The 20,619-nt window shown below is 60.9% G+C and carries 17 protein-coding genes; 11 read left to right on the top strand and 6 right to left on the bottom strand.

Annotated elements, in window-relative coordinates:
- Window positions 1–35: 35 nt before the first annotated feature.
- Genes A8V01_RS25200 through A8V01_RS25210 form a run of 3 tightly spaced genes read right to left on the bottom strand, consistent with a single transcriptional unit; the run spans window position 36 to window position 4,371 of the window.
- The gene (locus A8V01_RS25200) at window positions 36–395 is read right to left on the bottom strand and encodes a response regulator (RefSeq protein WP_103099000.1); all 360 of its coding nucleotides are present in this window, start codon (window positions 393–395) and stop codon (window positions 36–38) included.
- Window positions 392–3,814: a CheR family methyltransferase gene (locus A8V01_RS25205; RefSeq protein WP_103099001.1), complete on the bottom strand. Its 3,423-nt coding sequence runs from the start codon at window positions 3,812–3,814 to the stop codon at window positions 392–394. Before A8V01_RS25205 ends, A8V01_RS25200 begins: the two co-directional genes overlap by 4 nt.
- Window positions 3,811–4,371 (bottom strand): PAS domain-containing protein, encoded by a 561-nt coding sequence (locus A8V01_RS25210; protein WP_245892817.1) that lies wholly within the window; start codon window positions 4,369–4,371, stop codon window positions 3,811–3,813. Before A8V01_RS25210 ends, A8V01_RS25205 begins: the two co-directional genes overlap by 4 nt.
- Before the next feature lie 283 nt (window positions 4,372–4,654).
- Here A8V01_RS25210 and A8V01_RS25215 point away from each other — a divergent pair, with 283 nt between their 5' ends.
- Together A8V01_RS25215 and A8V01_RS25220 are read left to right on the top strand one after the other, a co-directional pair.
- The gene (locus tag A8V01_RS25215) at window positions 4,655–4,906 is read left to right on the top strand and encodes a hypothetical protein (RefSeq protein WP_103099003.1); all 252 of its coding nucleotides are present in this window, start codon (window positions 4,655–4,657) and stop codon (window positions 4,904–4,906) included.
- A gap of 44 nt (window positions 4,907–4,950) precedes the next feature.
- A complete protein-coding gene (locus A8V01_RS25220) occupies window positions 4,951–5,094 on the top strand; it encodes a hypothetical protein (protein ID WP_211295164.1) in 144 nt (47 codons plus the stop codon).
- A gap of 43 nt (window positions 5,095–5,137) precedes the next feature.
- Here the strand turns inward: A8V01_RS25220 and bdcA are convergent, their stop codons facing one another.
- Window positions 5,138–5,851 (bottom strand): SDR family oxidoreductase, encoded by a 714-nt coding sequence (bdcA, locus tag A8V01_RS25225; RefSeq protein WP_103099004.1) that lies wholly within the window; start codon window positions 5,849–5,851, stop codon window positions 5,138–5,140.
- A gap of 185 nt (window positions 5,852–6,036) precedes the next feature.
- Between bdcA and A8V01_RS25230 the strand changes: the two genes are divergently transcribed.
- Window positions 6,037–6,948, top strand: coding sequence for a LysR family transcriptional regulator (locus A8V01_RS25230; protein ID WP_103099005.1), 912 nt, complete (start codon window positions 6,037–6,039; stop codon window positions 6,946–6,948).
- Window positions 6,949–6,981: 33 nt separating this feature from the next.
- Here A8V01_RS25230 and lldD read toward each other — a convergent pair whose 3' ends face one another.
- Both lldD and fucP read right to left on the bottom strand, forming a co-directional pair.
- Complete coding sequence (lldD, locus tag A8V01_RS25235; protein ID WP_103099053.1) at window positions 6,982–8,130, bottom strand: FMN-dependent L-lactate dehydrogenase LldD; 1,149 nt, start codon at window positions 8,128–8,130, stop codon at window positions 6,982–6,984.
- Window positions 8,131–8,164: 34 nt separating this feature from the next.
- Window positions 8,165–9,478: an L-fucose:H+ symporter permease gene (fucP, locus tag A8V01_RS25240; RefSeq protein ID WP_211295166.1), complete on the bottom strand. Its 1,314-nt coding sequence runs from the start codon at window positions 9,476–9,478 to the stop codon at window positions 8,165–8,167.
- Window positions 9,479–9,638: 160 nt separating this feature from the next.
- On the opposite strand from fucP, the gene A8V01_RS25245 reads away from it, so the two are divergent.
- The 8 genes from A8V01_RS25245 (at window position 9,639) to A8V01_RS25280 (ending at window position 20,593) form a co-directional block, all read left to right on the top strand.
- The gene (locus A8V01_RS25245) at window positions 9,639–10,520 is read left to right on the top strand and encodes an amidohydrolase family protein (RefSeq protein ID WP_211295168.1); all 882 of its coding nucleotides are present in this window, start codon (window positions 9,639–9,641) and stop codon (window positions 10,518–10,520) included.
- On the top strand, window positions 10,517–12,892 hold the full coding sequence (locus A8V01_RS25250) for a glycoside hydrolase family 95 protein (protein WP_245892818.1): 2,376 nt from the start codon (window positions 10,517–10,519) through the stop codon (window positions 12,890–12,892). Before A8V01_RS25245 ends, A8V01_RS25250 begins: the two co-directional genes overlap by 4 nt.
- Before the next feature lie 9 nt (window positions 12,893–12,901).
- Window positions 12,902–13,645, top strand: a complete 744-nt coding sequence (locus A8V01_RS25255; protein WP_103099006.1) for an SDR family oxidoreductase — start codon at window positions 12,902–12,904, stop codon at window positions 13,643–13,645.
- Window positions 13,642–14,913 (top strand): L-fuconate dehydratase, encoded by a 1,272-nt coding sequence (locus A8V01_RS25260; RefSeq protein WP_103099007.1) that lies wholly within the window; start codon window positions 13,642–13,644, stop codon window positions 14,911–14,913. The genes A8V01_RS25255 and A8V01_RS25260 overlap by 4 nt, the downstream gene beginning before the upstream one ends.
- A complete protein-coding gene (locus A8V01_RS25265; RefSeq protein ID WP_103099008.1) occupies window positions 14,913–15,689 on the top strand; it encodes an L-fucose dehydrogenase in 777 nt (258 codons plus the stop codon). The genes A8V01_RS25260 and A8V01_RS25265 overlap by 1 nt, the downstream gene beginning before the upstream one ends.
- A gap of 243 nt (window positions 15,690–15,932) precedes the next feature.
- Complete coding sequence (locus A8V01_RS25270) at window positions 15,933–16,943, top strand: zinc-binding alcohol dehydrogenase family protein (RefSeq protein ID WP_103099009.1); 1,011 nt, start codon at window positions 15,933–15,935, stop codon at window positions 16,941–16,943.
- Window positions 16,944–16,956: 13 nt separating this feature from the next.
- The gene (locus A8V01_RS25275; RefSeq protein WP_103099010.1) at window positions 16,957–17,802 is read left to right on the top strand and encodes a fumarylacetoacetate hydrolase family protein; all 846 of its coding nucleotides are present in this window, start codon (window positions 16,957–16,959) and stop codon (window positions 17,800–17,802) included.
- Window positions 17,803–17,860: 58 nt separating this feature from the next.
- Window positions 17,861–20,593, top strand: coding sequence for a TonB-dependent receptor (locus A8V01_RS25280; protein WP_170066067.1), 2,733 nt, complete (start codon window positions 17,861–17,863; stop codon window positions 20,591–20,593).
- Window positions 20,594–20,619: the final 26 nt, after the last annotated feature.

Consider the following 20,619-nt stretch of genomic DNA (forward strand, 5'->3'; position numbering starts at 1 on the left):
TCAGATAAGCGGTGTGGACACTGAATTCTCATGCGTCAGCCCCGTTGAGCAATGGCTCTCTGCAGCGCGGCGCGTAGCTGAGATGGTGAACTCGGCTTCGGGCAAATCTGGGCTTCCGGGTAGCGCGATCGCAGAGCAGCTTCGTTTGCGTGGCCGGAATGGAAGATGAGCGGGACATTCATTTCGCGCATACGGTCTGCGGCGGGGAACACCTCTCCGTCCGGTAGCCGAACGTCAAGGATGGCGCAGGCGGGGCGCTGCAGATCGATCGCACGCATTGTGGCGGCAACGGTGCCGCAGTGTGCGGAAACCGCGAAACCTTCTTCGGAGATCAGGTCTTCCAGATCGAGAACGACAAACAGTTCGTCCTCGACGATCAGTACGGTATCGGTCATCGCGCCATCACACCGTCAGGCAATCGCAGCCGCAACGTGAACAGACCATCCCGCGTTTCATGAGAGATGTCGGCGCCAAGTTGGCGTGCAGACGTCGTGACGAGAAGGGTTCCGAACCCGGACCCTTCGACCGCATTAATCGTATCTTCACCGTCCTCATCCCACAGCAACTCGATCCCATCGGGCACTAAAGTCCAGATGATGCGCAGAGTTCCCGCCCGCGGTCCCAGCACCCCGTATTTCGCGGCATTTGTAGTCCATTCATGCAGGATCAGAGCGAGCGGAGACAGGCAGTTCCTGTCGATGTCCACATCGGGGCCCTCGATTTCAATCCGCGACTGCCCGTTATAGGCCGCAGTCGTCGTCTGCAGGAGTGTACGCAGCGAGAATGCTTGCTGATCGTCGCCTGAAGGTGAAGCCAGCGAATGCGCCCGGCCCAGCGCTGCTATGCGTTCGCGCAGATCTTCGCCATAACTGCGGACGTTGTCATGGGAGCGGCCGGCAACAGCGATCATGCCGCTGACCACGGCGAAGAGATTCTTCACCCGGTGGTTCATTTCGCGCAACATGAGGCCCCGCGTCTCGGCAACGGCGTACTCGGCCGTCAGGTCGATCGTGGCACCTACGAGGCGACGCGGGCGCGAGCCTATGAGCCGGCCATAGGCTTTGAGCTGACGTGCGCCGCCTTCGCCATCACGCCGCGGACTGACACGGAACGCGACTTCCATGTCCCGATCGCTGTAGAGGGCATGGGCAATGCCATCTTCGACAGCGGCGCGGTCTTCGGGGTGTACCCGTGCCAGCACGTCGCTCAGCCCCACTTCGCCCTGCACGGATAATGAAAGCTGTGTCCTGCTGGTGCCATCAAGGATGACGTTGTCTTCATCGGGGCGGAATTCCCAGACCCCAATGCCACCTGTCCGCACGGCCAGGTCGAGCCTTTCGCGTTCAGCGGCCAGATCGTCTTCCATCAGAAGGGCTACCGTGATGTCCGTCAGCACAAGGGTGGCGCCATCGATTTTCCCGTGCTGCGTGCGATAGGGCAGCACGCGCAGCGACAACGTCCGGCCGCCATCGCGGGTCCGGACGCGGCGCTGCAAGGGCTCGCCGCTTGCCGCCACGCGCTGTGCGTCGTCGAGATAGGCCCCGTCGTCAAGACGGGTGGCAACGTCTGCAAGCAGGCGGCCCTTGTCTGTCTGCTGCAAGGGAAATATCGTGGTGGCTGCTTCTGTGAAACTGCGAATGCGCAGCCCGCCGTCCAGGACTATGACCGCCAGTTCGGTGGACTCAAAGAAATTGCGCAAGTCGGAATTGGCAACGGTCAGCTGATCGACCTTGCTCTTTAGTTCGTCGTTGACGGTGGAAAGCTCTTCGTTGGTGGACTGAAGCTCCTCGTTCATCGACATCATTTCTTCGTTGGAGCTTTTCAGTTCCTCGTTGGCGGTTTCCAGTTCCTCTACCGCCGTGCGCAGCTTGTGTCGGGTGAGACGCAGTTCCTCTTCCAGCGCCTCCATATGGTCGTCGCCGCTTTCGATTTCGGAGAAATCCGGGCCATCGAAGGGCAGGAAGGGACCACGATCGCGCAAGATCAGCAGCAGTGAGCCGTCAGGCAATGGCTCGCAGATGGCCTCGACCGGCTGTATGCCGTAGTCCGAACGCACCTCCACCTCGCGGGCTACCACCCGCTTGCGGGCATCGCGAGCCTGGCGGACGAGGGGGCCCAGAACGTCGCGCAGGCCCGGCTTGGCGAGAGAGATCGCGTTGGAGCCGCCGGTGCGGGTTACAGGAAAATCGAAATAGCGGCTAAGCTTGCCATAAGCAGCCAGAACTGCGCCATCCTGATTGAGCACCATGGCAGGCGGCGCGTAGCGATCCACCAGACGTTGGATGGCGATGCCGCCGTCGGATTGCCTTTGACGATTTTCCCGCTCGCCTCCCGCTTCCCGCCTGCGCGGAATGCCCCGTTCTCCCGCAGGAAGGTCGATGGGATAGCTGGGGTTGCCGGGGCCGCGCTCGAAGATACGGGCGTGATGATCCAGCGCCGGGAAAAGGTGGTCGAATCGGCCGATGCTTTCCGACGGGCCAAGGAAAAGATAGCCGCCCGATCGGATCGCGTAATGGAGTATTGGCATCACCGATTGCTGCAGTCGGTCATCGAAATAGATGAGCAGATTGCGGCACGACACCAGATCGATGCGCGAGAACGGCGGGTCCTTGACTACGGAGTGATTGGAGAACCGGATCAGATCGCGGATCTGGCTTGAAATCGCGAACTTTTCTCCATGCGGAATGGTCCAGCGCTCGCGCATCGGTGAGGGAATATCGGCAAGGGCCGATGCAGGATAAATGCCTTCCCGTGCGATCTGGAGCATTTGCTCATCTATGTCGGACGCGAAGATCTGCACCGGATTGGCAAGGCTCATCCGTCTTGCCGCTTCGGCGAAAAGCATGGCGATGCTGTAGGCTTCCTCGCCGCTGGAGCAGCCCGGCACCCAGACGCGGATGTCGTCGTCGCTGGCCCGGTCGCGCAACAGCGGTTCGATCACCTTTTCGCGAAGGGCGTCGAACATTTCCGGGTCACGGAAAAAGCGGGTTACGTTGATGAGCAAGTCGCGGAAAAGCGCCTCGCACTCACCTTGGTCGGACTGTACCCGTTGGAGATAAGCACTGGCCGAATCGATATTCAGCACGTGCATCCGTCGTTCTACCCGACGCACCAGGGTGGAGCGTTTGTATCCCGAAAAGTCGTGGCCGATCACCCTGCGCAAGGTGGAGCACAAGTCGTCTACATGATCGGCGACAAGTTCGGCTTCGCGCTCGTGGGGTTCTCCCCGGCGGCGGGAGAAGAACGCGCTCAGGCAATCGAGGATTTCAGCCGGCTCCTTGACGTAGTCGACCAGTCCTGTGCCGACGGCCGACACCGGCATTCCATCGTACCGAGCAGTCTCCGGCTTCTGGGCGACGCAGACACCGCCGTGCTCCTTGATGGCGCGCAGTCCTGTCGATCCGTCTGCCCCGGTGCCGGAAAGTATCACGCACGCCGCGTCGGTCTGTTTTTCTGCGGCCAGAGAAATGAAGAAGTCATCGATCGGGCGGCGAAGGCCGCGCGGCTGGACAAAGTCGGTCAGTTGCAGCCTGCCATCCTGCAAGGCAAGGCCGCGCCCCGGTGGAATAATGTAGACGCGGTCGGCCCGCACTTCTTCGCCGCCTTCGCATTGCAGCACGTCGAGCGGGCTGGCCCGGTCCAGCAACTGGGCCAGCATGCTCTCGTAATTGGGATCGAGGTGCTGGACGACGACGAACGCCATCTGCGTCGGCAGTCGCGCCGCCGAAAGCATCTCTCGCAGGGCCTCAAGCCCACCTGCCGATGCACCAATTCCGACAATGGGGACGCCGGGTGTTCTCTTGCCGGTGCTCACAGGATCGAACTGTTGTCTAGATTGGCCAGGATCATTCTTGCCTGAGCGATGGCAGCTGCGGAATTCGCGATGGTGGTGAGAGTGCCTTCGACGATGATGCCGCTTTCCGCGACGACCGGGCTCAGGCGGTTGAGTGTCTGGCCCAGGTCGCTGTCATATGTGCGTAGCCGATCGGGCTGCGCGCGACTGATGTCGAACTGGGATGCAAAGATGTAGCGCGTCCTGCCGGACAGATCGCGCAATCGCGACATGTAAAGCAGGTTCACAAACGGAGTGCCGTCTTTCCGAAAGTTGAGGATCGGGGTACGAACCGTAGTGGCAGCGTCATCGCGAAGGAAAGCGCGCAATCTGGCGCGGGGCTCGTGGTCTTGCGCGGGCCCTTGCAGGATGCGGCAATTGTGCCCTGCCAGATCTTTTTGCGAATAGCCCGTCAGGTCCCCGAAGCGGCCATTCACCATGATAAGCGGATTATCGCCTTCCGCAGCGCCCAGCGCCAGGGCGACTGGCGAATTTTCGAAAAAGGAGCGCAATTCGTCAGGCATATTCAGATCGGACACGTCGATACTCCGGGCCGCCGCAGGTCGCTATAAGAAGCTGATTTACCCGGCCAAAGATAGAAATTCATTCCCCGCCGTGCACCATTTATACAGCCGGGGTAAGCACGGACCGGCTTTCATGGCCCGGAAATTTCCGTCATGTTCATTCTGTCGGAGGCGCCGAGATATACGGAAATGTGCAAAGCCATGCACGGCGCAACGATTGAAAGGACAGTGTGTTGCATCAAGGGCGTCATCGGCATTCAGGCTTTGCATCGCGGCGTTTGCGCGATAGGCGAATGCGATGATGAATATTCCCTGGGATCAGCCCGCGACGCTGATCGATCTTGACGGCAAGACGCCGATCATCGGCACAATCTCCGATTGCGTGCGACACTTCTCGATTTTCAAGCCCTTTGCCAAGGCGCAGGCCCGCATTCTCCTGACCCGCCCCGTGTTCCGAGAAGGGCAGAGAACCCGGACATGGGTGCTTAACCCGAACGAAATCGATGCGCTGGCACAGCGTTGGGCAGCCGAATACGGGTCCGAACAGTAGGGTTTCCGGGTGACGCCCAGCGAAAACACGCGTTCTACGCGGATATGTCGATAACGGTCGATGCGGTCAGGTTGCGCCTGCGCGATCGGGACGGAAGCAAAGCTCCGCGCCACTGGATTCTGGAAATCGACCTTGTCTCGCCCGATCGCAGCTTCCGCGGCTTTTACGAACGCTTGCTTGAAGGCTGACCGCCACCGGCAAGGAAGTGTGCCTGCCTTGCCGGATGAATGGTCATGCCGCGAACCCGCCGTCGATGGTGTGAAGCGCGCCCGTTACGATCCCGGCTTCTGGGCCGGCAAGGTAAGCAACCATGCCTGCCACTTCTTCCGGGTGGGCGTGGCGTTTGATTGCCATGAACGTATGCATGAAGTCCTTCATGGGTCCATCGCCGGGGTTCATGTCGGTATCGGTCGGCCCCGGCTGGACTGTGTTGACGGTAATGCCTCTTGCACCGAAGTCACGCGCCAGTCCTCGCGTCAGCCCCTGGATGGCGGACTTGGTGAGCGCGTAAGCCGCGCCGCCCTCGAAGGGGATGCGATCGCCGTTGGTTGACCCGATGAAAATAATCCTCCCATTGTCCGGCATGCGCCGTGCTGCTTCCACAGCGGCATGGTAAGGGGCACGGATGTTGATATCCAACATGCGATCGACGACATCTGCTTCCTGTTCAAGTGGGTCCCCGAACACCAGGACACCAGCGTTGACGACGAGAATGTCGATCGGGCCAGCTTCTGCCACCAGACCGATCACCGCATCGCGGTCTGCCGCGTCCGAGCGCACCGCCCTAGCGCCCGTTTCGGTCGCAAGGGCATGGGCGGCGTCGGTCGCTCCGGAATAAGAGAACGTAACCGCCGCCCCATCTGCGGCGAGCCGTCGCACGATGGCGGCTCCGATGCCCCGGCTACCGCCGACGACAAGGGCTGCTTTTCCTGAAAAGTCTGTCATTGATAATGCTCCTGCCTTGTAAGGAATCGCCTGCGTCTGAAGGAGAGAGCGGCAGCCCGAACAAGGGCCGTTCGGTTGCCTCTTTCATCCTCCGCCTGCTGCGAGTGGTCGACGGCAAGATGATTTCAGGTCATCGTGCGCACTAGCCGCCAAATTCCGGAACCGGCTTTCGGGAATGCCGAACGATGATGAAGCTGGATGGAGTGGCCGCGTTCATTGCAGTGGCCGAAGCAGGGTCGATCAGCGAAGCGGCGCGCCGTCTGGGGCTCGCGAAATCGGTGGTCAGCGAACGTGTAGCCGAACTTGAGCGATTGCTCGGCGCCAGCCTCATGCAGCGCACGACCCGCAAGCTGTCCCTGACCGGCGAAGGGGAGCTGTTTCTCGACCGGGCACGAAAGATCATCCGCGAAACCGTAGAAGCGCAGGCGGAAATCGCCGAACGCCGCGGCTCCCTTTCCGGACCGTTGCGTCTGGCCGGGCCGATCGGATTCGGCACGTTGCATCTTGGCCGGATGTTGAACGCGTTTCTGGCCGTTCACCCCGCCATCGATCTCAGCCTCGATCTTGATGACAAGTTCGTCGACGTGGCCGCCGATGGTTATGATGCGGTGATCCGGCACGGGCCCATTCAGGATACGCGCCTGATCGCCAAGCGCCTTGCATCAAGCCGGCGTGTGCTTGTTGCGGCGCCTTCCTATCTGGAAAAGCACGGCGCCCCTACGTCGCTGGATGAACTTGGCCGGGCTTGCGCGATCCTTTATTCCAACCGCTCGGCCGACTGGCGGTTCAGTGCCGGTGTTCGGGAAACCGTGCTGCGGCCCCGGGCGTGCCTACGTGTGAACAATGGAATCGTCATGCGCGACGCAGCACTCGCAGGGCTTGGTATTGCCTTGCTCCCGACATTCTTCACATATCAGGAACTGGCGAACGGGACGCTGCAGCAGGTTCACGTAGGTGCAGAGGCGCAGGGCGCTGAACTCTACATTGCCTATACGCGTAACCGCAGTGCTTCAGCCAAGCTCGCCGCTCTTACCGAATGGCTGCGCGCCGAGATCGGCACACCCGCTTATTGGGAACGCCCATTCATCGAACCGTAGCGGGCTAGCTGTCGGGCTTTTGCAGCGGCCCATTTAGCCAAGCGAGGCCAGGCAATCGCGGTTGATCTGGTCGACGCGTGTTGTGCCTGTCAGCGCCATGGCGACCCGCATTTCGGCTTCGATCAGCTTGAGCATCTTTGCCACGCCTGCCTCTCCATTGGCAGCCAGAGCCCAAGCCCAGGCGCGCCCCAACAGCACGCCCTTGGCACCCAGCGCCAGCATACGCACCACATCCAGCCCGGATCGTATGCCGCCATCGGCAAGCACGGTCAGGCGATCGCCAACTGCCTCGGCAATCGGCGCCAGGGCGCACGCGGTGGAAAGTACGCCGTCCAACTGGCGTCCGCCGTGGTTGGAAACGACAATGCCGTCCGCTCCGAGGTGAACGGCCTCCTTTGCGTCTTCAGGATCAAGGATGCCTTTGATCACCAGTGTCCCCTTCCATTCGGACCGGATGAAATCGAGGTCGCGCCAGTTGATCGAAGGATCGAAGTTGTTGCGCATCCATGCAAAGAAGTCCTCGATCCCGGTCCGGCCTTGCAGCACCGTCGCGACGTTGCCCAACGTGTGTGGGCGGCCGTTCATCCCCACATCCCAGGACCATACGGGGCGCATCGCGGCCTGACTGAAGCGCCACAGCGCGCCCTTCATGCCGCCGGCACCTGCAAGGCCCGTGTGGTAGTCCCGGTAACGACTGCCTGGAACCGGCATGTCGACGGTAAAGACCAGTGTGGAGCAGTCAGCCTCCACTGCCTTCGCCAGCAGGTCCTTCATGAAAGCGCGGTCGCGGATCATGTAGAGCTGAAACCAGAACGGCTTCCTTGCGGACCGGGCCACCTCATCGATGGTACAGACCCCAACGGTCGAGAGCGTGAAGGGCACGCCTGCGCTTTCGGCTGCCCGCACCGCCTGCACTTCGCCCCTGCGAGCATTGAGCCCCGCCAGCCCGACTGGGGCGAGAGCCAACGGTAGGGAGAGCTTCTCGCCGAACAGCTCCGTAGACAGGTTAAGGTCCGACACGTCGCGCAGCACGCGCTGCCGCAGGGCCAGTTCGGACAGGTCGGAGACGTTTCGCCGCAGCGTGGTCTCGGCATACGAGCCGCCATCGATGTATTCGAAAAGAAAGCGCGGTAGCCTGCGGCGGGCCGCTTCGCGAAAGTCCGGGATGGAAGCAGTGATCATGGATTCGCTTTCGGAGATGAAGCCCTTTGTCGTGTCAGTCTTTCGCAACCCGCGCGAAGATGCCAACTACGCCAAAACAGACGAGCGGCAGCAGGAGCGCCGTCTGAAGGTCAGTCCATTCACTGAACAGACCCATCAATGGCGGGAACACGGCGCCGCCGATGATAGCCATGATGATCAGCGAGGAACCCAGCGCAGTTCCTTCACCAAGATCGCGGATCCCCAGCGCGAAGATCGTTGGAAACATGATCGACATGAAGAAGCTTGTCAGAGCAAGCATCGCCACCGCGAGCCCCCCGGCGAACGACATGGCCAGTATCATGAGTACCACGTTGATTACGCTGAAGATGCCCAGAAGCCGGGTCGGTCGCATGCGGTTCATAAGCGCGGCGCCTGCAAAGCGTCCGGTCATGAACAGGATCAGGCTGCCGGAAAGCAAGTAGGCTGCCGTTTTTTCAGGGGTCTCGGGTAAAAGGTGCTTCACGAAATCGACGAAGTAGCTCCAGACGCAGACTTGCGCACCGACATAAAAGCATTGTGCGATAACCGCGCCGGTCAGTTGCCGGTTGCGCAGGATCACGCGCGCGCTGCCACTTGTGGGGTCAACGCTGCGCGGGATGGCAGGCAGCCGCACTTTGGCAATGGCGATTGCAAGCAGGAGAACGAACAGCGCAAGGGCCACGTAAGGCCCCTGAACCATTGCCGCTTCCGAGGCGCGGTAATCCGCAAGCTGCTCCGTCGGCATCGCGGCGATAGCGCCGCTGGAGTGTTCGATCCCCGAAAAAATGAAAAGCCCGCCGATCGTGGGTGCGACTACGGCGCCAAGCCCGTTGAACGCTTGGGCCAGGGTCAGCCTTTGGGATGCGCGTGACGGATCGCCGAAGCGTGCGATGAAGGGATTGGCTGAAGTTTCCAGAAAGGCTGCGCCAGATGCCAGTACGAACAGGGCAAGAAGAAACGCCCAGTATCGTTGAACCTCTGCAGCCGGGTAGAACAGGGCCGCACCGGCTGCGTAAAGCGTCAGGCCCAGCAGCAGGCCGGCACGATAACCCAGACGCCGCAGTACTAGCCCTGCCGGGATCGCCCATACGAAATAGGCGAGATAGAAGACGAACTGGATGAAGCCGGCCTCTGCGCGGGAAAGCGCAAGCGCTTTTTGGAACTGCCGGATCAGGATGTCGTTCAGGTTATTCGCCAGCGCCCATGTGAAGAACATGGCAGTTACCAGCACGAAGCCCGCCCGAAAGCCGGGGGTGACGAAGGGGGCGGCCATGGCTTTGGCTGCGCTGGTTGCAGCAGGTTCGTCCGGCAGGCTCTCCATTGCAGCAGGCGGCGTGCTGATACCCATGCGTTCCTCTCCAGTCTTCCGCTCACCCTGTCGCGGTGCGCTTGTGAAGACAATGACATCCGCATGCCGGTGATATTTCCGGCTTGCACATGCTTTGATATAGCGCTAACTTTCACATATAGAACAAACTGTCAAATACGGCAGCTTAGCGGGGCGACGGATGATCGAAGGCCGGATTGATGCGCACCACCATTTCTGGCGATATGACGCTGCGCGTTACCGCTGGATCGAACCCGGCTCCGTGCTGGCGCGGGATTACACTTCGCGCGATCTGCGGAATGAACTGGATGCGGCAGGCGTCGCATACAGTATAGCCGTTCAGGCCCGGCAGACGGAAGAAGAGACGCAATGGCTGCTTGACCTGTCCAGGCGCGATCCTTGGATTATTGGTGTCGTCGGCTGGATCGACCTGAGGGCAGAAGATATCGCCTCTCGTCTGGATGCCTTGTCCGGGGAACCACGGCTGATCGGTTTTCGCCACGTCGTTCAGGATGAGGCCGATCCGCGGTTTCTCCTGGATATGGCGTTTCAGCGGGGTGTCCGCTGCGTGCTGGAGCGCGGGCTCGCTTACGATCTGCTCATCCGCGCGCCGCAGTTGGAACATGTGCCGGCCTTCCTCGATGCGATCGGGGCGAAGGGCGCTGCAGGGTGCTGCGTTGTGATCGATCATGGGGCGAAGCCGGCGATCGTCGATGCAGAGTGGGAGCCTTGGGCCGGGCGCATTGCAGCCATTGCCCGTGCCTATCCGGTCTATTGCAAATTGTCCGGTCTTGTCACCGAGGCGGACCCGGCTGCGTGGGAGGAACAGCACGTCATGCGCTACATGACGCACCTCCTCGAATGCTTTGGGCCGGATCGGCTGATCTACGGTTCCGACTGGCCGGTTTGCCTGCTCGCAGCGCCATATGCGCGCGTGCACGGGCTGGTCGAAAGCCTGCTCGCGTCGCTGACTGAGGATCAACGCGAAGCGATCATGGGTGGCAATGCGCGGCGCGCTTATGCGCGTATCCGGGCACGAGTTCAGGGAGAAATAATACAGTGAGCCTTGAAGATTTCGCCGTTTCCCGACGTGCGCTGCTGGCTGGCGGCTCCACCGTCACTGCGCTTTCGCTGCTGGGAACCCCCTCGGTGGAGGCGGCAACCACTCAGTCGCACGGCAGTGACGATATGCTGTGGTATCGCCACCCGGCAAAGGAATGGACCGAGGCGCTGCCTGTCGGCAATGGGCGCATAGGGGCCATGGTCTTCGGCGGAATAGCCGAAGAACGCTTGCAACTGAACGAGGATACGTTGTGGGGCGGCGGCCCTTATCATCCCGTCAACCCCGAGGCGAAGGCCGCACTTCCTCAAGTCCAGCGGCTGATTTTCGAAGGGCGCTACGATGAAGCGCAGGCGATCGCCAAGGAAAAGCTGATGGCGGTGCCCGTGCGACAGATGTCGTACCAGGTACTGGGCAATCTTCGTGTCTCCTTTCCGGGGCTCGGCGAACCGACGGAGAACAGTTACCGTCGTCAGCTGGATATAGACGCGGCGTGCCATACCACACGCTTCACCGCAGATGGCGTGGACTATGAACGCAGGGTCGTCGCTTCTCCGGCGGATCAGGTGATCGCGGTGCAACTCAAGGCGTCCAGGCCGGGCACGCTGGCGTTCGACCTCAGATTGGAAGTGCCTCAGACCAGGCATGACGTGCGTACTCTGCCCGGTAACGTGCTGCTGCTGGAGGGCGAAAACAATGCCCAGCACGGGATTTCCGGTGCGCTGAAGTTCCAGGGACGGGTCAAGGTGATCGCGCGGGGGGCTAAGATATCGGCCGCGGCGGATAGTCTTTCGGTTCGGGGTGGGACAGAGGCGGTGATCCTGATCGCCATGGCAACCAGCTATCGTAATTACGCCGATGTGAGCGCCGATCCCGATGCGATTACCAGCGCACAAATAGCCGCAGCTTCACGCAAGAGCTTCCGCGCCATCGCCGACAAAGCCGCAGAGGATCATCGCGCGATATACCGTCGTGTTTCCATTGATCTTGGCCGCAATGCCGAAGCTGACAAGTCAACGGATGAACGTATCCGCCAGTCCGAAACCGCCGATGACCCGGCACTTGCGGCGCTGTATTTTCGCTATGGGCGCTACTTGCTCATTGCATCGTCGCGGCCTGGGTCGCAGCCGGCGAACCTTCAAGGCATCTGGAACGACAGTGTCAATCCGCCGTGGGGATCGAAGTACACGATCAATATCAATACGCAGATGAACTACTGGCCGGCGGAACCTGCCGCGATGCCCGAAATGGTCGAGCCGCTGATAGCGCTCGTTCGGGACATTGCGCAGACCGGGGCTAGGATGGCGCGCGACATGTATGGCGCGCGCGGTTGGGTGTGCCATCACAATACGGACCTGTGGCGCGCTACCGGTCCGATCGACGGACCGCAGTTCGGCCTCTGGCCGATGGGCGGCGCGTGGTTATGCCTGCACTTGTGGGATCGCTATGATTACGGCCGCGATGCGCAGTACCTTGCTACTGTCTATCCCATTCTGAAGGGGGCGTGCGAGTTCTTCCTTGATACGCTGGTTCGCGATCCGAAGACCAGCTGGATGGTCACCAACCCCTCTCTCTCGCCGGAGAACAATCACGGGCATGGCGAAGGCTCGCTTTGTGCGGGCCCCACGATGGATATGCAGATCCTGCGCGCGCTCTTCACCGCCACCGCGCAGGCTGCAAGCGTGCTGAAGACCGACGCTTCATTCGTGGCCGAAATTGCGACGATGAAGGGTAAGCTGATTCCCAATCGGGTGGGTGCCGAGGGGCAACTGATGGAATGGAAGGATGATTGGGATGCAAGTGCGAAGGACCTGCATCACCGGCACGTCTCACATCTCTTCGGCCTGTTTCCCGATGCTCAGATCAATCTGGACGATACCCCGGACCTTGCAGCCGCAGCCAGAAAGTCTCTGGAAATCCGCGGCGACAAGGCAACCGGATGGGCCACCGCATGGCGCATCAACCTGTGGGCGCGCCTGCGCGATGGCGATCATGCGCATTCCATCCTGCGCTTCCTGCTGGGGCCCGAGCGGACCTATCCCAACATGTTCGATGCACACCCCCCTTTCCAGATCGACGGGAACTTCGGCGGCACTTCGGGCGTGATTGAAATGCTGCTGCAGAGCATCGGCACGAATATACACCTCTTGCCTGCCCTCCCGTCTGCCTGGCCTACCGGCTCGATCAGGGGGCTGCGCGCGCGAGGTGCTTGCATGGTCGATCTTTCGTGGAAGGGCGGCGCACTGGCGCAGGCACGGGTCGTATCGACGATAGGGGGCAGTCACGAAATCCGTTGCGGCGACGTGCGCCGGACCATCAATTTCCAACCGGGGAAGGCGGTCTTGCTGACCGGCCCGGAATTGCGCAGCGCATAAGGAGCTAACATGAGACTTGCCGGAAAGAGGGCGGTAGTGACAGCTGCCGCCGCCGGGATCGGCCGCGCCATCGCCGAGCGCTTCGTAGCCGAGGGGGCGACTGTCCATGCGGTGGACCGCAACGCCGATGAGCTTGTGACGCTGGCCGGCGTGACCGGGCACATCGCAGACCTGACAGCCTCCGACGCCGCCACGATGCTGGCAGAGGCCACTGGCAGGGCGGACATATTGGTGAACTGTGCCGGGATCGTCTACCCCGGCACATTGCTGGATTGCACGGAAGATCAGTGGGCGACCTCGCTTGACCTCAATGCGACAGCCATGTTTCGGCTCATCAAGGCATACCTTCCCACGATGGTAGAGCGGCGCGCGGGATCGATCGTCAACGTCTCCTCGGTCGCATCCTCGATCATCGGCGTGCGCAACCGCTTCGCCTATGGTGCCAGCAAGGCGGCGGTAATCGGTCTTACCAAGTCTGTCGCAGTGGATTTCGTGGCGGACGGTGTACGTTGCAATGCCATCTGCCCCGGAACCGTCGACAGCCCGTCGCTGCGCGTCCGAATGCAGGCGCAGGCGGAGGCTGCGGGCGAGAGCTTCGAGGCGACGCATGCGGCATTTTCGGGGCGGCAGCCGCTCGGTCGCCTCGGCCAGCCGAACGAGATCGCTGCGCTCGCGCTTTATCTGGCGTCTGATGAAAGCGCCTTCACCACAGGGACTACAGCGGTGATCGATGGGGGGTGGACGGTCGAATGACACGCATTACCGGTCTGCGTACCGCAGATATCCGCTTTCCGACCAGCCACGCGCTGGATGGTTCTGACGCGATGAACCCGGACCCGGATTACTCCGCCGCTTATGTGATCCTTGATACCGACGATGGGCTGGAAGGGCACGGCCTGACATTCACCATCGGGCGGGGCAACGAGATCTGCGTCGCTGCCATCGAAGCGTTGCGCCCTCTTGTGGTCGGCCTGGACCTTGACTGGGTACAAGCCGATCCGGGGCGGTTCTGGCGGCACGTAACCGGCGATAGCCAGTTGCGATGGATCGGTCCGGACAAGGGGGCGATGCATCTGGCGACAGGCGCGGTAGTCAACGCCGTTTGGGACTTGTGGGCAAAGGCGGTGGGCAAGCCGGTGTGGCAACTCGTCGCGGACATGAGCCCGGAAGAAATCGTGCGTTGCATCGATTTTCGCTATATGACCGACTGCATCACCCCAGAAGAGGCTCTGGCCCTGCTGACCGAACGGGCTGCTGGCAAGACGCAGCGGCTGGAGCGTCTTACCGCGTCCGGTTACCCCTGCTACACGACCTCGGCAGGTTGGCTGGGATATTCGGATGACAAGTTGCGGCGGTTGGCAACGGAGGCAGTCGAAGCGGGGTTTCGTCATGTAAAACTCAAGGTGGGCCGGGACCTTGAAGACGATATTCGCCGCGTCAGAATAGCGCGCGAGGCTGTCGGGCCGGACTGTCGCCTTATGATTGACGCGAACCAGATCTGGGAAATCGGGCAGGCCATCGAATGGGTCAAGGCGCTTGCTTTCGCTGACCCCTGGTTCATCGAGGAGCCGACCAGCCCTGACGATGTGGAGGGGCATCGCGCGATCCGCGAAGCCGTGCATCCGATCCGTGTCGCAACTGGCGAAATGTGCCAGAACCGGGTGCTGTTCAAACAGTTCATGATGCGCGGTGCGATCGACGTGGTGCAGATTGACAGCTGCCGCATCGGCGGCGTGAACGAAATCATGGCGGTGCTGCTTATGGCGGCGAAGTATGGTCTGCCGGTATGTCCCCATGCGGGCGGGGTGGGGCTTTGCGAGTATGTTCAGCACTTGTCGATGATCGACTATTTGTGCTTCTCGGGCACGCTGGAGGATCGTGTGGTCGAATATGTCGACCACTTGCACGAGCATTTCGTCGACCCCTGCGTGATCCGCGATGCCGCCTACATGCCGCCATCGCGGCCCGGCTTCTCGATCGAGATGAAACCGCAATCCATAGCGCAATATCGGATGGACTGATGGATCTGGAACTTCAAGGAAAAGTCGTCGTCGTAACCGGCGGGGGAGCGGGTATCGGGGGCGCAGTGTCCCTCGGGCTGGCTCGTGAGGGAGCTATCCCGGCGATCCTTGGTCGCAGTGCTTTGACGGCCGGGTTCGAGGCTGAAATCCAGCAGTTGCAACCTGAAACGATCTTTCTGCAGGTTGATGTCACTGACGACGATGCCTGCCGCGATGCGGTTGACCGGATCGCGGCCGAGCGCGGCGGGGTCCATGGCCTTGTCAACAATGCCGGGACCAATGACGGTGTGGACCTTGACGCGGGGACGGCGGCCTTCATGGCCTCGGTCCAGTCGAACCTCGCGCATTATTACGGCATGGTACACCACTGCCTGCCGCATCTGCGGGCCAGCAAAGGGGCCATCGTCAATATCTCGTCCAAGACTGCGGTGACGGGGCAGGGCAACACCAGCGGGTATGTTGCCTCGAAGGCGGCGCAACTCGGGCTTACGCGTGAATGGGCGGCGGCGTTGCTGGAGGATGGGATTCGCGTCAACGCCGTTTTACCTGCGGAAGTCATGACGCCGCTCTATGCCCGCTGGATCGAAAGCTTCGACGATCCGCAGGCGAAGCTGGACGAGATCAATAGCCGGATCCCGCTAGGGCGGCGCATGACCACGGATCGCGAAATTGCCGATACGGTGCTGTTCCTGCTTTCGGCGCGGTCCAGCCACACGACCGGGCAATGGATATTCCCCGACGGCGGCTACACGCACCTGGATCGATTGCTGGCTTGATGGGGCGAAGCGCTTCCGAGGCGCTTTCACAATAACGCGTACTCTCAATCGAGGCTCGCCGGGCGTTGCTTGGCGGGCCTTCCTTTGTTTTGCGTGCCGCGCGCAAGGCGTGTTCGGCCACTTACCCAAGCTTTCAATAATTCTGCATATAAAAATGTATTGCATATATGGTAATATCAGTTGTACATCGCTTTTATCAGCCGGCAAGACCTGGCGCAGAATCGGAGGGGTTCTTTGCAAAGCATGGCGAGGATCAGTTGCGTTGAGCCGGGCCAGTTGATGCTCGATGCCTGCGCGATGCCGGTTCCTGTGCACGGGGAAGCGCTTGTCCGCATTCGCCGCGTCGGCATCTGTGGCACCGATTATCACATCGTGCGCGGCACCCAGCCGTACCTCACCTATCCTCGGGTGCCGGGCCATGAACTGGCCGGAGAGATCGTGGCAGCAGGGGAGTGCAGCGAATGGCGGGCCGGGATGCCGGTCTGCATCATGCCTTACCATTCCTGCGACACATGCATTGCCTGTCGGCAGGGCAAACCCAACTGTTGCACTGCAATCAGCGTACTCGGCGTCCACAAGGATGGAGGCTTGGCCGAATATCTTGCGATCGACGAACGATATCTTATCGCCGCTGATGGCCTGTCGCTTGACGAGATCGCGATGGTCGAATTCCTCGCGATAGGCCGCCATGCGGTATGTCGTTCCGGAACAGTGGCGGGTGAGCGCGTACTGATCGTAGGCGCCGGCCCGATCGGCATGGCAACGGCTTTCTTCGCGGCGCGCAGCGGAGCGGAAGTGACGGTGCTTGATGGCAATGCGGATCGTGTGAGGCTGTGCGTTGACCGACTTGGCGCGTACCGGGGCGAAGTGCTTAATACCGATACGGCTGACCGACTTGCGGCCCTTACCGACGGCGATTTCTTCGATTGCGTGTTTGACGCTACCGGTAATGCCGGGGCGATCGAGGCAGGTTTCGCCTATGTCGCGCACGGTGGGCGCTATGTCTTGGTGTCGATCGTTACAGCCGATATCCGGTTCAGTGATCCCGAATTCCACAAGCGTGAGATGAGCGTGATCGGCAGTCGCAACGCCACGCATCAGGACTTTGCGGACGTCATCGAAGTGCTGCGCGCCCGAGCGTTTCCGCTGGATGCGGTAGTCAGCCATAAGCTGCCTTTCGCCGATGTCCCCGAGGCAATCTGGCGGCTGATGGAGCCGGGCACGGGTGTCATCAAGGCGCTTGTCGTTCTGTGAAGGAGAGTATTGCGTGAAGTTGCTCAGGTTCGGTGAAGCAGGCCATGAACACCCCGGCGTACTCGATGCGCAAGGTCGCGTCCGTGATCTTTCGGCCCACGTCGACGATATTGCCGGGGATGTGCTAAGTGTCGAAGGGCTGGCCAGACTGCGCGCTCTCGATCTTTCGACCCTGCCGGTGATCGACAGCACAGCACGCCTTGGTGCCTGCGTTGGTCGCATCGGAAAGTTCGTGTGTATCGGCCTCAACTATAGGGACCACGCAGCCGAAAGTGGCATGTCGATCCCGACGGAACCGGTCGTCTTCAACAAGTGGACAAGCGCGGTCTGCGGTCCCAACGATGATGTGATTAAGCCGCGTGGTTCGGACCGTCTCGACTGGGAAGTCGAACTGGGCGTGGTTATCGGCAAGGCCGGAACCTACATCGACGAGGCGGCCGCTCTTGATCACGTCGCCGGCTATTGCGTTGTCCATGATGTCAGCGAACGCAGCTTCCAGTTTGACCGTGGCGGCACCTGGGACAAGGGCAAGGGCTGCGACACGTTCGGCCCTATCGGCCCGTGGCTCGTCACCGCCGATGAAGTCCCCGATATCGCCGCTGCCCGCATCTGGCTGGAAGTCGATGGCGAGCGACATCAGGATGGCACGACCGCAGACATGATCTTCACAGTCCCGCAAATCATCGCACATTTGTCGCAATTCATGAGCCTGCAGCCGGGTGACGTGATTTCGACCGGTACGCCTGCAGGTGTCGGTCTTGGCCTCAACCCGCCGCGTTACTTGCAGGCGGGCAATGAAATCCGTCTCGGCATCGAAGGGCTCGGGGAACAGCGCCAGCGCGTCGTGGCAGCGAGATAACAAGCATCAAAATGCCGGCCCTGCAAAGACTGTGGCGGTAGAGGAGAGGAATAGGACAATGAGGTATCTCTACGAAACCGTATCGCTGACCGCCCTTCTAGTGGCTGGCGTTTCCGTGCCTGCGCTTGCGCAGGAGGCGGCGCAGCCGGAAATCACTGCGTCATCCGAAAATGATAGCGCTACCTATCAGGAGATTATCGTTACCGGCATTCGCCGAAGCCTTGAGGACGCGGCGAACATTAAGCGCGCGGCGCCTAATCTGGTCGAAGCGATCTCTGCTGAGGACATCGGCAAGTTCCCCGACCGCAACCTGGCGGAATCGTTGCAGCGCGTGACCGGCGTGCAGATCACCCGCAACAAGGGAGAGGGCAGCGGCGTTAGCGTGCGCGGCCTATCGGAGAACTTCACCCGCACGCTCTACAACGGCCGCGTCCTTACCTCGCCTAATGGAACGCGCGGCTTCTCGTTCACGTCTATGCCGACCGACTTCGTCAGCACCGTGGAAGTCAGCAAGACCCCCACCGCCGACATGATCGACGGCGGCCTGTCGGCGACGGTCAATGTCAGGATCAACCGCCCGGCGGATGTGGGCAAGAATGTCGTCACCGTGGTAGCCGAAGGGCTTTACGAAACGAACCCGAAGAAAGTGACGCCGCACGTCTCGGCCTTCGTCAACCGTGTGTTCGGCGATGGCAGCTTTGGCGTGAACCTTGGCGTGAACTATGAGAAACGCAAGGTCATCCAAGCGGGCTTCACCGGTTACGGCATCGAGCAGCGCAAGGAGAACGCCAGCGGCGGCTACGACTACAACCTCGACGGTACGCGTTCCGACACGGCCTATGGCTTCGATCACGCGACCACGTTCGTGTCAGACGAAGGCGACTTCGAGCGCAAGGCCGTGGTCGGCGGTGTGCAGTGGAAGCCGGCGGACAACGTCAACCTTTACGCCGATGGCCTCGCCACCTGGTTCACCGACGGCTTCAACCGCTTCGAGCACCAGCTGCGCTGGACCAATATCGGCGGCCCGACCGGCGCCGTGCGCGGCAGCACCGTGGGCGAGAACAACCTGCTCACCTTCCTCGACGCGGACGGGGTGGATCACCAGTCCAATAACCTCGACTGGGTGACGAAGGATCGGACGCTGAACTTCGCGGTGGGCGGCGATGCCACTTTCGATCGGCTAACCGTTTCCGGCGAGGCGACTTATGGACGATCGGTGCGCAACGTATCCGACCGTAACTCCTTCGCACCCATCTCGCGCGCTTCGGCGTCCTATGACATTGGTGGCGATATTGGCGGGGTGCCGGACATCGAATACACGCGTGGTTACGACCCTCTTGATCCGAGCACATTCTACTTCCGCAGCTTCTCGGCCATCCGTGGCCAGAAGACCACCGAAACGAACAAGAGCGGTCGTCTTGACCTCACATACGATTTCGACGCAGGCTTCATCCGCTCGATCAAGCTGGGGGGCTATTATGGCGAAGATGAAGTCGAATTCGGAGCCCGCCCGCGCTATTTTGTGAGCCCGCAAGTCCTGTCTGAAATCTATGGTACGCCTTATCTTCCGGGCGTTGAAGGCGGCGCCATTTCTGCTGAAGACTTGCTCAAGGTGGTCGATTATTCGCGCTTCATAGGCGACGGTCTGGGCGTATTTCTAGTGCCGGACTATTCCAAGCTGTTCGCCAATGTCAGCCTGGACGATGTGCTGGCGCGGGGCACCCTTACCATCGATCGTACCAACCAGTTCACGGTTGGGGAGAAAGTGCTGGCCGGCTATGTCCGCGCCGACTTCGCCACTGCCGACGATCGCCTTTCGGGCAATATCGGCCTGCGTTATGTGCGCACTAGGGTTACGTCGGATGGTTTCGGCGCGGATATTGCCAATGCCGAACTTCAGAACGACAGCATCACTCTGATCGTGCCGGACAGCGGCCCGATCGCATTCAGGAACTCGTATTCGAATTGGCTGCCCAGCTTCAACGCTCGCTTCAATGCAACTGACAATCTCATCGTGCGGGTGGGTCTTGCGCGGGCGATGACGCGGCCTGACCTTAACCGCCTTTCGCCCTCGGTCGCGATCAATGCGAACGTGCGCACGATTACCACTCAGAACCCGTTTCTCAAGCCTTACCTGGCCGATCAGGCAGACCTTTCGCTGGAGTATTACTTCGGCAAGACGGGGCTGCTTTCGGCAGCCTTGTTCTACAAGGATGTGAAGAATTTCATCGTCGACACTACTTCGGTCGAAACGCGCACGATCAAGTCCACGCTGACGGGCACCGTGACGATGGATTTCCGCACCTTCCGCCCGGACAATGGCGAGGGCGGCAAGATCAAGGGCATCGAACTCAGCGCGCAAGTGCCGCTGGACATGCTGCCCTCGCCCTTCGACGGTTTCGGCGTGACTTCGAACCTTACCCTTCTTGATGTGAGTGACGTGGCAACGACTGAAGGTGGTCCAAAAGTGCCTATTCCGGGCGTTTCCAAGCGCAGCTACAACCTTGGCGCCTATTACGAGAAGGCAGGGTTCGGTATCCGGGCCAACTATTCGTATCGTAGCGCGGCAGTGAACAGTGTCGCAGGCACCTTCGGCGATGGCGATCGCCAGAAGCCCTACGGCCAGCTCGATATCTCGGCGAACTATGACGTGACCGAGTTTCTTTCACTTACTTTCAACGCGAGCAACGTTACCGGCTCAACGCTCAAGCGCGAAACGCTGCAGGGTGTGCTCCTGAGTGAATATGACTTCGGGCGCCGCTTCACGGCGGGGGCACGCGTAAAATTCTGACCCGGCTACTCCCCCTGTCGGCCGCA

Source organism: Novosphingobium guangzhouense, assembly GCF_002896965.1.
Taxonomy (GTDB): domain Bacteria; phylum Pseudomonadota; class Alphaproteobacteria; order Sphingomonadales; family Sphingomonadaceae; genus Novosphingobium; species Novosphingobium guangzhouense.